Source organism: Cryobacterium sp. TMB1-7, assembly GCF_004402435.1.
Taxonomy (GTDB): Bacteria; Actinomycetota; Actinomycetes; order Actinomycetales; family Microbacteriaceae; genus Cryobacterium; species Cryobacterium zongtaii.
The window spans coordinates 46,667-59,527 of sequence record NZ_SOFZ01000007.1; the positions used below are offsets into that span (position 1 = coordinate 46,667).

General features: G+C 68.9%; 12 protein-coding genes. 4 read left to right on the forward strand and 8 right to left on the reverse strand.

Annotated features, from left to right (window positions below; translation table 11 throughout):
• The 8 genes from E3O60_RS01370 to dapA form a co-directional block, all read right to left on the reverse strand.
• Nucleotides 1-540 carry a CinA family protein gene (locus E3O60_RS01370; protein WP_103459432.1) on the reverse strand — a complete coding sequence of 180 codons (540 nt, stop codon included), beginning with the start codon at nt 538-540 and terminating at the stop codon, nt 1-3.
• Nucleotides 533-1,135, reverse strand: coding sequence for a CDP-diacylglycerol--glycerol-3-phosphate 3-phosphatidyltransferase (gene pgsA, locus E3O60_RS01375; RefSeq protein WP_088455720.1), 603 nt, complete (start codon nt 1,133-1,135; stop codon nt 533-535). The genes E3O60_RS01370 and pgsA overlap by 8 nt, the downstream gene beginning before the upstream one ends.
• Nucleotides 1,136-1,139: 4 nt before the next feature.
• Nucleotides 1,140-4,052, reverse strand: coding sequence for a DNA translocase FtsK (locus E3O60_RS01380; protein ID WP_134496959.1), 2,913 nt, complete (start codon nt 4,050-4,052; stop codon nt 1,140-1,142).
• 144 nt (nt 4,053-4,196) lie between these two features.
• Nucleotides 4,197-5,423: an ABC transporter permease gene (locus E3O60_RS01385; RefSeq protein ID WP_134496961.1), complete on the reverse strand. Its 1,227-nt coding sequence runs from the start codon at nt 5,421-5,423 to the stop codon at nt 4,197-4,199.
• On the reverse strand, nt 5,420-6,154 hold the full coding sequence (locus E3O60_RS01390) for an ABC transporter ATP-binding protein (RefSeq protein ID WP_088455718.1): 735 nt from the start codon (nt 6,152-6,154) through the stop codon (nt 5,420-5,422). The genes E3O60_RS01385 and E3O60_RS01390 overlap by 4 nt, the downstream gene beginning before the upstream one ends.
• Entirely contained in the window at nt 6,151-7,215 is a 1,065-nt protein-coding gene (locus E3O60_RS01395) for a hypothetical protein (protein ID WP_174776450.1), read from the reverse strand. The genes E3O60_RS01390 and E3O60_RS01395 overlap by 4 nt, the downstream gene beginning before the upstream one ends.
• 203 nt (nt 7,216-7,418) lie before the next feature.
• A complete protein-coding gene (locus E3O60_RS01400; RefSeq protein ID WP_088455717.1) occupies nt 7,419-9,095 on the reverse strand; it encodes a ribonuclease J in 1,677 nt (558 codons plus the stop codon).
• A gap of 86 nt (nt 9,096-9,181) precedes the next feature.
• Nucleotides 9,182-10,159, reverse strand: coding sequence for a 4-hydroxy-tetrahydrodipicolinate synthase (dapA, locus tag E3O60_RS01405; protein WP_088455716.1), 978 nt, complete (start codon nt 10,157-10,159; stop codon nt 9,182-9,184).
• A 113-nt stretch (nt 10,160-10,272) separates the two neighbouring features.
• On the opposite strand from dapA, the gene E3O60_RS01410 reads away from it, so the two are divergent.
• The 4 genes from E3O60_RS01410 (at nt 10,273) to E3O60_RS01425 (ending at nt 12,667) form a co-directional block, all read left to right on the forward strand.
• The gene (locus E3O60_RS01410) at nt 10,273-10,734 is read left to right on the forward strand and encodes a thioredoxin family protein (protein WP_088455715.1); all 462 of its coding nucleotides are present in this window, start codon (nt 10,273-10,275) and stop codon (nt 10,732-10,734) included.
• Nucleotides 10,731-11,255 (forward strand): DUF4395 domain-containing protein, encoded by a 525-nt coding sequence (locus tag E3O60_RS01415; RefSeq protein WP_134496963.1) that lies wholly within the window; start codon nt 10,731-10,733, stop codon nt 11,253-11,255. Before E3O60_RS01410 ends, E3O60_RS01415 begins: the two co-directional genes overlap by 4 nt.
• A 98-nt stretch (nt 11,256-11,353) precedes the next feature.
• The gene (locus tag E3O60_RS01420) at nt 11,354-11,779 is read left to right on the forward strand and encodes an OsmC family peroxiredoxin (RefSeq protein WP_088455713.1); all 426 of its coding nucleotides are present in this window, start codon (nt 11,354-11,356) and stop codon (nt 11,777-11,779) included.
• 3 nt (nt 11,780-11,782) lie between these two features.
• A complete protein-coding gene (locus tag E3O60_RS01425) occupies nt 11,783-12,667 on the forward strand; it encodes a TIGR01777 family oxidoreductase (protein ID WP_134496965.1) in 885 nt (294 codons plus the stop codon).
• Nucleotides 12,668-12,861 lie beyond the last annotated feature (194 nt).

Below are 12,861 nucleotides of genomic sequence, written 5' to 3' on the forward strand. Positions count from 1 at the left end.
CTATTCCGCGATCTGAAGCTTTGTGGATTCAATCAGCTGACACACAGCTTCGATCGCGTGCGCAACGGTTTGCATCCGGATCGCTGCCCGGTCGCCGGTGAGACTAATCGCTATGGCCCGCACCTTATCCCCGAAAGACACTCCCAGGTAGACCGTGCCGACGCTCTGGCCGTCTTGTTCGTCGGGGCCGGCGACCCCGGTGGTCGAGATGCCGATGTCGGCCGGGCGCCCGTCGATCGCCAGCGCGGTGCGCACACCGGTGGCCATCTGTCTGGCGACCTCGGGGTGCACGGCACCGTGCTCGGCCAGCAGCAGGGCGTCCACGCCAAGCAGGGTGTGCTTGAGCGGGGTCTGGTACGCCACGACTCCCCCGGCCACGACGACGGATGCGCCGGGGATGCGCACGAGCTCGGCCACGAGCAGTCCGCCGGTCAGGGATTCGGCTACGGCGATGGTGAGGTGTCTGGCGGTGAGGGCGGCGACGAGGGCGGCCGCGGCATCCGGGCCCGACGTCGGTTCAGCGCCGGACGGGTCAGGCATTGCTGGTCGGCTTGGCCTGCTTGTTCTCCCGGCGCGCGGCGACGAGGTATTCGACGCCGGTGTACACGGTGAGCACCAGTGCGATCGTCATGGCGATGGTGTTGACCCAGTGGATCCAGTCGCCGAAGACCAGCCAGAGCGGCAGCAGGGCCAGCGAGATCGCCACGGACTGCGCGATGGTCTTGAGCTTGCCGCCGCGGGACGCCGGGATGACCCTGTCGCGCAGCATGGCGAACCTGAAGACGGTGATGCCGATCTCGCGCACCAGGATGACCAGGGTGACCCACCAGGGCAGCTCGGCGAGGATGGACAGTCCGATCAGCGCGGCGCCGGTGAGGATCTTGTCGGCGATCGGGTCGAGCAGTTTGCCGAGGTCGGTGACCAGGTTGTACCGGCGAGCGATCGCCCCGTCGACGCCGTCGGTGGCGATGGCCACGATGAAGAGCACGGCGGCCCACCAGCGGAGGGCCTCGTCGGCGCCGTTGTCGGCCAGCAGCATCCAGAAGAACACCGGTGCCAGCAGGATGCGCACGATGGTGATGATGTTCGGCAGGTTCCAATTGGACGGCGGGGCCGCAGGTGTCGGTGTAGCCATGGGGTCATTCCCTGTCGGTGAGTTGCCAGGCGTCTTCGTCCGAGTCGCCGTCTTCCTCAGCGTACCCTTCGCTCATCTTCGCCACCGGGTCGTCGGCATAGCGCGGGTCGGGGGTGGCCTGCTCGTGCGCCTGCGACCGCTGGGACTCTTCGAACTGCGATCGGGCAGTGGCGGCGTGGTGCTCGGCGTCGGAGCCGCGCAGCTTGGCCAGGACGCTGGGTAGCTGTTCGGCGGTGACGAGCACGTCGCGGGCCTTGGAACCTTCGGACGGGCCGACGATCTCGCGGGACTCGAGCAGGTCCATCAGGCGGCCCGCCTTGGCGAAGCCCACCCGCAGCTTGCGCTGCAGCATCGAGGTGGAACCGAACTGGGTGGACACCACGAGTTCGGCGGCCGCGAGCAGCACCTCGAGGTCGTCACCGATGTCGGAGTCGATCTCCTTGCGCGGCGCCTCGGCGGAGACGTCGGGCCGGTAGTCCGGCCGGGCCTGCTGGGTGACGTGCTTGACGACCCGTTCGATCTCGGCCTCGTTCACCCAGGCGCCCTGCACCCGCAGGGCCTTGGAAGCGCCCATCGGCAAGAACAGGGCATCGCCCTGCCCGATCAGCTTGTCGGCGCCGGGCTGGTCGAGGATGACCCTGGAGTCGGTGACGCTGGTGACGGCGAAGGCCAGCCTGGAGGGCACGTTGGCCTTGATCAGGCCGGTGACCACGTCGACGCTGGGCCGCTGGGTGGCCAGCACCAGGTGGATACCGGAGGCCCGGGCGAGCTGGGTGATGCGCACGATGGAATCTTCGACGTCGCGCGGGGCGACCATCATCAGGTCGGCGAGCTCGTCCACCACCACGAGCAGGTAGGGGTATGGCTTGAGTTTGCGGGCGCTGCCGGCCGGCAGCACGATCTCGTTGTTGACGACGGCCTTGTTGAAGTCATCGATGTGCCGGAACCCGAAGCTGGCCAGGTCGTCGTAACGCATGTCCATCTCCTTCACGACCCACTGCAGCGCTTCGGCGGCTTTCTTGGGGTTCGTGATGATGGGAGTGATCAGGTGCGGTACGCCGGCGTATGCGGCGAGTTCGACGCGCTTGGGGTCGATCAGGACCATGCGCACGTCGCTGGGCTTGGCCCGCATCAACAGGCTGGTGATCATCGAGTTCACGAAGCTGGACTTACCCGAGCCGGTGGATCCGGCCACGAGCAGGTGGGGCATTTTGGCGAGGTTGGCGATGACGAAGCCGCCGCCGACGTCCTTGCCGACACCGATGGTCATCGGATGGGTGCTGTTGGTGGCCGTGCCGGAGCGCAGTACGTCGCCGAGGGTGACGATCTCGCGGTCGGTGTTGGGGATCTCGATGCCGATGGCGCTCTTGCCGGGGATCGGCGAGAGGATGCGCACCTCGTTGGAGGCGACGGCGTAGGACAGGTTCTTGCTCAGCGCGGTGACCCGCTCGACCTTGACGCCGGGGCCGAGTTCGATCTCGTACTGGGTGACGGTCGGGCCGCGGGAGAAACCGGTGACCCTCGCATCCACCGAGAACTGGCTGAGCACCTCGGTGATGGACTTGACGATCTCGTCGTTGGCGGCGGAGCGCGCCTTGGCCGGCGGACCGGCGATGAGGGTCGTGGACGACGGCAGCACGTAGGGCAGGTTCGGCTGCTCGCCGAAGCCCAGCTCGGTCGCGGACCGGTCTACCGCCGAGGCGGCCTCGTCGAGGTCGTCCAGGCCCGGCAGTACCTCTGTGAGGCCGGTCGGGTCGTCGGCCTGCAGGCCCGTCGCGTGCGGCACCGCGGCGACTTCGCCGGTGAAGCGTTTGATGGCTTCCTCGGCCTTGAGCAGGTCTTCGAGCACCTCGGTGCCGTAGTGGTCGGTGTGAACCGGGGGAACGTGGGCTTGGGGAGACTCGAGCGCCGTCTCGAAGCCGCCCTTGGCGGCATCCGCCCCGCCGTTGAGCAGCGTGCTGAGCGGGTCGGCAGCGGGAGGCCGGGCCTCGTCGGACTCCGACGACATGGCGCTGGAGAAGTCGGGGTCTTCTTCGCGTTTGCTGGTGTTACGTCGCCACCAGGGCAGGGCGCCCTCGTCGGTGTCGTCGTCGTGGGCCGGGTCGAGGCCGTCGAGTTCGATCTGCTTGGTCTTGAGGGCCTGGATGCGCTCCTGGCGGATCTCCTTGGCGGCCGCGCGCTCCTCTGGGGCCGGCAGCGGGGTGCCGAAGAGCCAGGCGTAGAGCTCACGGCTGCGTTCGCCGATCTTGTTCGGCGGGGTCTTGGTGATGATGAAGAGGCTGAGGATCAGCAGCAGGATCACGACGATGGCCGCGCCGACGGTGGTGATCAGGAAGATCAGCGGAGCCGCGATCATCCAGCCGAGGACACCGCCGGACAGGGCGAGCACCTCCACGCCCTGGGTGGGTGTGGGCTGCCCGCCGAAGATGTGGCAGAGGCCGGAGACCGTGACCAGGAGCAGCGAGAGGCCGATACCGATGCGGCCGTTGTCGTGCACGGAGCTCGGATTGCGGAACAGCCAGATGGCGAAGAGCAGCAGGATCACCGGCAGGGCGAAGGCCAGCCGGCCGAAGAGGGCGCCGAAGGTCCAAGCATCCAGGGTCTGGGCCACCGGGTCGTTGATCAGGAACCACTCGATCACGGCGCCGGCGACGGCCAGCAGCACGAGGAAGAAGGGCAGGCCGTCGCGGCGCTCCTCTTTGGAGAGCTGCTCGGGGCCGAGCGCGCGGGCGGCGCCGCCGGCGACGTGGGCCAGACCCATCCACATGCGCACGGCGATGGCCGGCTTGGGCTCGGTCGGGGCGAATTTGACGGTCTTCTGGGTCGCGGTGCTGCCGGCTTTGGTGCGCGCGGTCGTTCCGGTGCCGCGCGCAGGTGTGCTGCGGGCACGCCCGGTCGACTTAGTGCTCGTAGCCATGTGTTCCACGGTACCGCCGACGGCCGACATCGGTGTGAGCCCACGCCCAATTACCCGGTCGTGGAAGGTCCCACGGCTCGCGAAAGCGGCTGTATGGCTGCTTCGAGAGGGCCGTGGCGACCACCCGGCCGCTTTCGCGAATGGTCAATAGCGGATGGCGTCGATGACCTTGACGCGCACCGCCACCAGCGCGGGCAGCAGGCCCGCGAGGGCGCCCACGACGGTGGCGCAGACCAGGCCGAGGATGGCGGCTTCCACGGGGAACGGCGGGAAATCGGTGACCATGCCCTGGCTGATGAACTCCTGCAGCATGGGATTGGTGACGATGAGCACGGCTCCGATCACCCCCACCACGCCGGCCACCAGGGTCGCCACGATGCTCTCCATCATCACCGAGAAGAACACCCGGCCGGCGGTGGCGCCGAAGCTGCGCCGCACCCCGATCTCCCGGATGCGCTGCTTGAGCGTGACCAGGGCGATGTTCACCAGACCCAGCGCGCCGAGCAGCAGCACCAGGCCGGCCACTCCCCCGACGAGCAGCTTGATCGACGCGAACGGGTCCTCGTTGTAGGCAGCGTAGTCCTGTCGACTCACCGACACGTTCGTGCCGGCGCCGAGCGCCCCTTGGGCATCCCGCTGCAGCGCAACGATCAGGTCCTCGCTGATTTCCGGCGGCACCCATAGTTCGTAATTGGGGACGCTGCCGCTGGCCGCGAGCTGGTCGGCGGGAGTGAGAGCGGTGATGGTGTCCATGAGCAGGTACATGGCCGGCTCGGTCTCCCAGACGCTCACCGGGTAGACCCCGGTGATCACGGCGGTGGTCGGGGTGGCGCCCAGCAGCGTGGTGGTGGGGTGCGTGGCCAGGTCGGGCCGGCCGAGTCGGTCCCAGAAGATCTGGTTGACCAACACCGCCGGTGCGAGGCGGTCGGCGTCGTCAACGCTGAACCAGTCCCCCTCGGTGAGTGCCACGCGGTGCATGGTGCCGTACGGCTGGTCGACGCCGATCGCCTGCACGGGCACCGCACCATCCGTGAACTGCACGGTCTGGGTGGTGTAGAGCACCCGGCTGGCGTAGTCGATGCCGTAGCGCTCGAGCGAGGTGTCCCAGAACTCTTGCATGACATCCGGGTCGATGGCGCTGCCGTCGTTCGATCCGGCGTAGAGCGAGAGGGTGGCGCTGCGGCCGCCGCTGCGTTCGTTCTGTTCCACGATGGACTGCTGGGCCACCGCGCCGAGGCCGACGACGGTGGTGATGGCGCAGACCGCGACGGCCACGCCGATGAGGGAGAGCATCACGCGGGTCTTGTGGATGCGCAGTTCCTGCCAGGCCTCCACGAACGAGCCGACCACGTTGCTGAGCAACCGGTTCATGCCGGCACCGTCGCCAGCTCGTCGTCGCGGACGACCGGGGCCACCGGGCCGCCGGCCACGGTGAGCACGCCGTGGTCCAGGCGCAGATGCCGGCTGGCCAGCGCCGCGATGGCCGGGTCGTGGGTGATGGTGATCAGGGCCGCGCCGGAGCCGGTGGCGACCTCGTCAAGGAGCGCCATCACATCCGCCCCTGTCTCGAGGTCCAGGGCGCCGGTGGGTTCATCGGCCAGGATCAACCGCGGACCGCGCACGAGCGAGCGGGCGATCGCCACCCGCTGCTGTTCACCGCCGGAGAGTTTGTCAGGCATGGCGCCCAGCCGGTGGCCGAGGCCGACCCGTTCCAGCATCGCGGTGGCGATGCGGGCCCGCTGCCAGAATTGTTTGCCCTGCGCGTAGAGCAGCGGGGTCATCACGTTCTCGAGGGCCGTGCGGCCCTGGAGCAGGTTGAACTGCTGGAAGATGAAGCCCACGTCGCGGCCGCGCACCCTGTCGCGCTCCCCGGAGGAGAACGATTTCACCGGTCGACCGTCGAACTCGAGGTCACCCGAGGTGGGGTTGTCGAGCAGGCCGAGCAGGTTGAGCAGGGTGGACTTGCCGGAGCCGCTGCGGCCCACGATGGAGACCCTGTCGCCCACCTCCACGTCGAGGTCGACGCCGGAGAGGATCGTCAGCGGTGGGCCGTCGACGAGCTGGACGGTGCGCGTGACGCCGGCCAGGTGCAGGAGCGTCAATGGAGGGTCATTCCGGGCTCGGGGCAGACCTCGCTGCCGTCCGGGGCGGTGCTGCAGCCGCTCACGGCGGTGGCGCCGGGTACGAACTGGTTGATCAGGTCGCCCTCGGCCAGCCCCTCGACGATCTGCACCGAGGTACCGTCGTTCATCCCGAGTGTCACCGGGCGTTCCTCGGTTGTGCCGTCGGGCAGCACGAACCAGACGACCCCGGTTTCGGCAGAGCCCTTCACGGCCGTGGTGGGCACGACGAGCACGTTCTCGGCCTTGCCGCCGGCGATGGTGATCTGGGCGGCGAGGCCGGGGAAGACCGTGACCTCGGCCGGGATGGCGCAGCTGACGGTGGTGCCGCCCGCCCCGCCCGTGCCGGTGCCGGTGCCGGTGCCCGACGCCGGATTGGTGCCGCCGCCGGAGCCGCCGGCATCCGCCCCGGCCAGCGGGGTGGTGATGCGCAGGCCCGTGCAGGTGAACGGGGCCGGACCGTTGGTGATGGCGATGGACGCCTCGGTGGGCTGCGTGACGAGACGGTATTGCTGCTCGGGGCTGAGCGATCCGCTCACCGAGTAGCTGGGCGGCGCGACCTGGCCGGTGGTGTCGCCGATGGCGACGGACTGGCCGTGGATGACGGTGAGGGCGCTGAGCACGCCGTCGGCGGGGGCGAAGACCTTCTCGAAGGTGACCGCCGGTTTGGGCTGGGTGATGGCGATCATCCCGGTGGCGGGGTCCGTCGTCTCAACGGGGTCGCGCACGGTTTCGACCTTGATGTCGTAGATCTTGTCGCCGGCGGCGACGGTCGCTCCGGCGGCGAAGAAGATCTCGTCGACGGTGCCGGCCGCGACGGCCTTGACGGGCACGGCGGCATCCGCCGACACGGTTCCGGGCAGCGTCACATCGTTGGTGATCGTGCCCAGGGCAACCGGGATCTGCGGTTCCACGACCTGGCCGGTCGGCTGGGCCGGGTCCTGGGCTTCCGCGGCGTCGGCGAAGAACGCCAGCTTCACCAGGGCCACCGCGATGGCCGCGACGACGAGCAATCGGAGGATCGGAAAGACCCATTTGCGCATCACATTCACTGATTTCCCCCATGCTCGCATCGCACCTGACGGTGTCGACTGGCACGAGCCTAGGGGCAGTTCCGGCCCGTCGAGGCGGCTTTCGGGCAAAATCCTCCTGAAGGATGACCCCCGGTGTGCGGGGACCCAAGAACGCGTCAACCCCCGGCGCCGAGGGCGGCCGGGGGTTGACAGTGGTGCTGTGCAGCGGGCGGTTACGCCTCGATGATCATCGGAACGATCATCGGGCGGCGGCGGAACGACGCCTGCACCCAGCGGCCGACGGTGCGGCGCACGACCTGCGTGAGCGCGTAGGTGTCGTGGGTGCCGTTCTGCGCGGCCTCGGCCAGGGCGGCCTCGATCTTGGGCCGGACGGAGTCGAAGACCGAGTCGTCTTCGGCGAAGCCCTTGGCGTGGATCTCCGGGCCGACGATGACCTTGCCGGTGGACTTGTCCACCACGACGATGATCGAGATGAAGCCTTCCTCGGACAGGGTGCGCCGGTCGGTGAGGTCGGCTTCGGTGATCTCACCGACGGTGGAACCGTCGACGTAGACGTAGCCGAGGTCGAGCTGGCCGACCTTCGTGACGTTTCCGTCGCGCAGGTCGAGAACGGTGCCGTCCTCGGCGAGGATGGCCCGTTCGACGGGCACCCCGCTCTGCACGGCGAGCTTGGCGTTGGCCACCAGGTGGCGGTATTCGCCGTGCACGGGCAGCACGTTCTTCGGGCGGAGCACGTTGTAGACGTAGAGCAGCTCGCCGGCGGCGGCGTGTCCGGAGACGTGCACCTTGGCGTTGCCCTTGTGCACGACGTTCGCGCCGAGCTTGGTCAGGCCGTCGATGATGCGGTAGACCGCGTTCTCGTTGCCCGGGATCAGGCTGGAGGCCAGAATGACGGTGTCGCCGGGGCCGACCTCGATCTGGTGTTCCTTGTTGACGATGCGGCTGAGCACCGCCATCGGCTCGCCCTGCGAACCGGTGGACATGTAGACGATCTTGTTGTCCGGGATGTTCCCGGCCTTCTTGAAGTCGATGAGCACACCGTCGGGCACCTTGAGGTAGCCGAGGTCGGCGGCGATGGTCATGTTGCGCACCATCGAGCGGCCCAGCAGGGCCACGCGGCGGCCGTTGGCGTGAGCGGCATCGAGCACCTGCTGCACCCGGTGCACGTGGCTGGAGAAGCTGGCGATGACCACCCGGCGCGGGGCGCGGGCGATGACGTCTTCCAGGACCGGGCCGATGGCGCGCTCGGACGGCGTGAAGCCGGGAACGTCGGCGTTGGTGGAGTCGACCAGGAACAGGTCGATGCCCTCTTCGCCCAGGCGGGCGAAGTCGCGGAGGTCGGTGATGCGGTTGTCCAGCGGCAGCTGGTCCATCTTGAAGTCACCGGTGTGCAGCACGCTGCCACCCTCGGTCTTGATGGCGACGGCGAGGGCGTCGGGGATCGAGTGGTTGACCGCGACGAATTCGAGGTTGAACGGGCCGAGGCGTTCCTTCTGGCCTTCCTTCACCTGCAGGGTGTAAGGGGTGATGCGGTGTTCCTTGAGCTTGGCCTCGATGAACGCCAGCGTCAGGCCGGAGCCGATCAGCGGGATGTCCTGGCGCAGCTTGAGCAGGTAGGGCACCGCGCCGATGTGGTCCTCGTGGCCGTGGGTGAGCACGACGCCGACGATGTCTTTCAGGCGGTCCTTGATCGGGGTGAAGTCCGGCAGGATCAGGTCGACACCGGGCTGGTGCTCCTCGGGGAACAGCACGCCGCAGTCGACGATCAGGATTTTGCCGTTGATCTCGAAGGTGGTCATGTTCCGGCCGATTTCGCCGAGTCCGCCGATGGGCGTGACGCGGAGTGTTCCCTTGGGGAGCGCGGGCGGTGCGTATACGTCGTTGGGCATAAGCCCTCCTATTGTGGAGTTGGTGGTGCGTGAAGTTAGTGGTGGGTGGAGTTGGTGCTGCTGTTGATCCGTGGTGCGTTTATCTTTTAGCGTGTGGTTCCGGCGACCTTGGGCAGCGCCCCGCCGGCGGCGGCGTTGCGGTCGGGGCGGAAGTTGGTGAAGTCGACGCCGGGGATGTTCCGGACGAGGTCGATTTCGTCTTCGATCATGGCGGCCTCGGATTCCTCCGGGCCGACCAGGGGCAGGCGCACGCGTGGGCTGCTGATGCGACCCAGCCCGTGCAGGATGTACTTGGCCGCGACGGTGCCCGGCACGTGGGTCATCACGGCGCGCACGAGGGGTTCAAGCTGCTGGTGCGCGAGCGTGGCCGCCTTGAGGTCACCCGCGTTGACGGCATCCACCATCTGGCGGTACGGCTTGGCCGCGATGTTCGCGGTGACGCCGATCAGGCCGGTGGCGCCGATCGACAGGTGCGGCAGCACGTTGGGGTCGTCGCCGGAGAAGTAGAGCAGGTCGGTCTGGTTGAGCACCCGGCTGACCTGGGCCAGGTCGCCCTTGGCGTCCTTGACGGCGAGGATGTTCGGGTGCTTCGCGGCGCGCAGGATGGTCTCGTAGGTGATCGGAATGCCCGTGCGTCCCGGGATGTCGTACAGGATCACCGGCAGGTCGGTGGCATCCGCGATCATGCGGAAGTGCGTGAGAACACCGGCCTGGGTGGGCTTGTTGTAGTACGGCGTGACGATCATGTTGCCGTCGGCGCCGGCCTTCTCGCTCTGCTTGGCGAGTTGCATGGCGTGGGCGGTCTCGTTCGAGCCGCCGCCGGTGATGATCTTGGCGCGACCGGCCGCAACGTCCTTGCCGACCTCGACGAGCCGGATCTTCTCGGGGTCGGTGAGGGTGGAGGTCTCGCCGGTGGTGCCGGTGACGACGATGCCGTCGGCCCCGGCGGTGATGACGTCGTCGATGTGCTTCTCGACGTCGGCCCAGGCGACCTCACCGTCAGCGGTAAAAGGTGTCACCAGGGCGACGAGGACCTGCCCGAAGGGGTTGTAAGGAGTAGACACGTTTTACAGGTTATCGTCTAGCGCGCCCTCCCGCGCCTCCACGCCTGCCCTCGCGCGCGTCATCTGCCGTCATACGCGGGGTCTGAGGCCCGCCGCGGCGTAACCTCGCCTGCATGAACCCCGCCGCCGCCCTGCTCGTTCTGGTGTTGTTGGTCGCGTTGACCACCGCGCTGGGACTGGTCTGGCGCCGTCGGCAGGGCCGGCTCACGAGCTCGACCGACTCGGTGGATGCCGTCACGGCCGCCCAGCTGGGCCTGTCCGTGTCGGACATCCCGGGGGTTTTCGGCGCCGAGGCGACGCTGCTGCAGTTCTCCACCGAGTTCTGCGCCCGCTGCCCCGGCACGAGCGTGCTGCTGGGCCAGGTGGCGGATGCCCGCACCGGCGTGCGGCACGTGGAGGTGGACCTCACCCATCGCGCCGACCTCGCCCGGCGGTTCAAGGTTCTGCAGACGCCCACCACACTGGTGCTCGACAGGGCCGGCCGGGTGCGCGCCCGGGTGGGCGGTGTGCCGGACCGGGCCGCCCTGCACGCGCACCTCGATGACCTTGCCCGAAACGTTCAGGAGTCCCGATGACCCAGCCAGAATCCGCTGCGACGGCTTCCGCCGCTGCCGCTGCTGCCGCTGCCGCTGCCGGGAAGCGGACGGGCATCGACCCGCGCGGCCCCCGGTTCGGCGCGGCCGTCACCGCCGTCGTGCTGCTGGCGGTAATCTTCCTCGCCCTCGTCGGAGCCTCCGACGCCGCCCTGGCGCTGCTCGCCGTGCAGACCGCGGTGTTCGCCTGGGGCACCATCGCCGGGGCCGCCCGGCATCCGTACGGGTGGTTCTACAAGGCCCTCGTGCGCCCGCGGCTCGGCCCGCCGGCCGAACTCGAAGACCCGGCCCCGCCCACCTTCGCCCAGGGTGTCGGCCTGCTGGTCGCCCTGACCGGGGTGCTGCTCGGCCTGGCCGGGGTGATCGTGGCCGTGCCCCTCGCGGCGGCGGCCGCGTTCGTGGCGGCCTTCCTGAACGCGGCCTTCGACTACTGCCTGGGCTGCCAGCTGTACCTCCTGCTGGTGCGGGCCGGCGTCCTCGGGCGCAGCCCGGCGGCGCCCTGACCGGCGGGACTGGCGAACCTGCCCGTCGTCCGAGGATTCCCTGTGAACGGTTCAGGCCCGGCGGATAGGCTGGTGCTCCACTTCCAGGAGGTATCACCATGGCCCTGACCAGCGAAGCAACCACCGTATGGACCGGAGACCTGACGACGGGTTCCGGCACCGTCACGCTCGATTCCTCGCACGGCGGGTCGTTCCCGGTGAACTGGAAGGCCCGGGCCGAGGGCACCGCCAATACGACCAACCCCGAGGAGTTGCTGGGCGCGGCGCACGCATCCTGCTTCTCGATGGCACTGGCCCTGATCCTGGCCGACGCCGGACACACCCCCACGAGCATCCAGACCACCGCGGCGGTCACGTTCGTGGCCGGCACCGGTGTCACCGGCAGCCACCTGCTCGTCAGCGCCAACGTTCCCGGTGTCACCGAGGCGGAGTTCGAGGCGTTCGCGCAGGACGCGAAGGTGAACTGCCCGATCTCGCAAGCGTTGACCGGCATCCCGATCACCATCGAAGCCGAACTGGCCTGAGCGGTGCGCGTACTCATCTCCGGAGCCTCCGGGCTCATCGGCACCGAACTGACCCGCCAGCTGGAAACGGCCGGCCACACCGTGCTGCGTCTGGTGCGACGCCCCTCGCGCTCCAGATCGGAGGTGCGCTGGGACCCGGCGACACTGACCCTGGATCCCACCGTGCTCGACGGCGTGGATGCGGTGATCAACCTGTCCGGTGCGTCGATCGGGCGGTTGCCCTGGACCAAGTCCTACCGCCGCCAGATCATGGAATCGCGGGTGCAGGCCGCTCGTACCCTCACCGACGCCATGCGCCGGGCCGGCACGCCACCGACGGTGCTGCTGAACGCGTCCGCCGTGGGGATCTACGGCAACCGGCCCGGCGAGGAGCTCACCGAGGAGTCCGCACCGGGCTCGGACTTCCTCGCCACCGTCGTCACGACGTGGGAAGCGGAGGCCCGGCTGGCCCCTGAGGGCACCCGGGTGGTGCTGCTGCGTACCGGCCTGGTGCTCGCCAAGGGCGGCGCGCTGAAGCCCCTGATGCCGATCGTGCGGCTCGGCCTCGGCGGACCGCTCGGCCGTGGCAGCCAGATCTGGCCGTGGGTAAGCCTCCACGACGAAGCCGCGGCGATCGTGCACCTGCTCACCTCGGAGCTGAGCGGCCCGGTGAACCTCACCGGCCCCACCCCGGCAACGGCCAACGAGGTGATCCGGGCCGTGGCCTCGGCGCTGCGCCGGCCGTTCTTCCTTCCGGTGCCCGAGTTCGTGCTGACCCTGGCGCTGCAGGATGCCGCCAGGCAACTGTTGCTCGCCGACCAGCGGGTGAGCTCGGCGAAGCTGCAGGCCGACGGGTTCCGTTTCACCCACCGTACGGCCGCCGAAGCTGTCACCTGGATGCTGCGCTAGGCCTTTGGGGGGGGGCGCGATCTCGTTATGCGGGGTAGGCGCCGTTATGCGGGTGGCGCGCCACCCGCATAACGGCGCGTGACCCGCACTACGCATCCCAGGGGGCCGCCCCGCGCGATGGCTGGGCAGTCCTCCACAGGGGCGCCGGCCCGATGTTGTGAACGACCACGGTTCGATCGCCGTGGCCGCGGCAC

Coding starts and splice junctions, on each gene's coding strand:
- E3O60_RS01420 (WP_088455713.1), top strand. CDS start 11,354: ATGGCCCTGACCAGCGAAGCAACCACCGTATGGACCGGAGACCTGACG.
- E3O60_RS01415 (WP_134496963.1), top strand. CDS start 10,731: ATGACCCAGCCAGAATCCGCTGCGACGGCTTCCGCCGCTGCCGCTGCT.
- E3O60_RS01400 (WP_088455717.1), bottom strand. CDS start 9,095: ATGCCCAACGACGTATACGCACCGCCCGCGCTCCCCAAGGGAACACTC.
- E3O60_RS01410 (WP_088455715.1), top strand. CDS start 10,273: ATGAACCCCGCCGCCGCCCTGCTCGTTCTGGTGTTGTTGGTCGCGTTG.
- E3O60_RS01370 (WP_103459432.1), bottom strand. CDS start 540: ATGCCTGACCCGTCCGGCGCTGAACCGACGTCGGGCCCGGATGCCGCG.
- pgsA (WP_088455720.1), bottom strand. CDS start 1,135: ATGGCTACACCGACACCTGCGGCCCCGCCGTCCAATTGGAACCTGCCG.
- E3O60_RS01395 (WP_174776450.1), bottom strand. CDS start 7,215: ATGCGCAAATGGGTCTTTCCGATCCTCCGATTGCTCGTCGTCGCGGCC.
- E3O60_RS01385 (WP_134496961.1), bottom strand. CDS start 5,423: ATGAACCGGTTGCTCAGCAACGTGGTCGGCTCGTTCGTGGAGGCCTGG.
- E3O60_RS01380 (WP_134496959.1), bottom strand. CDS start 4,052: ATGGCTACGAGCACTAAGTCGACCGGGCGTGCCCGCAGCACACCTGCG.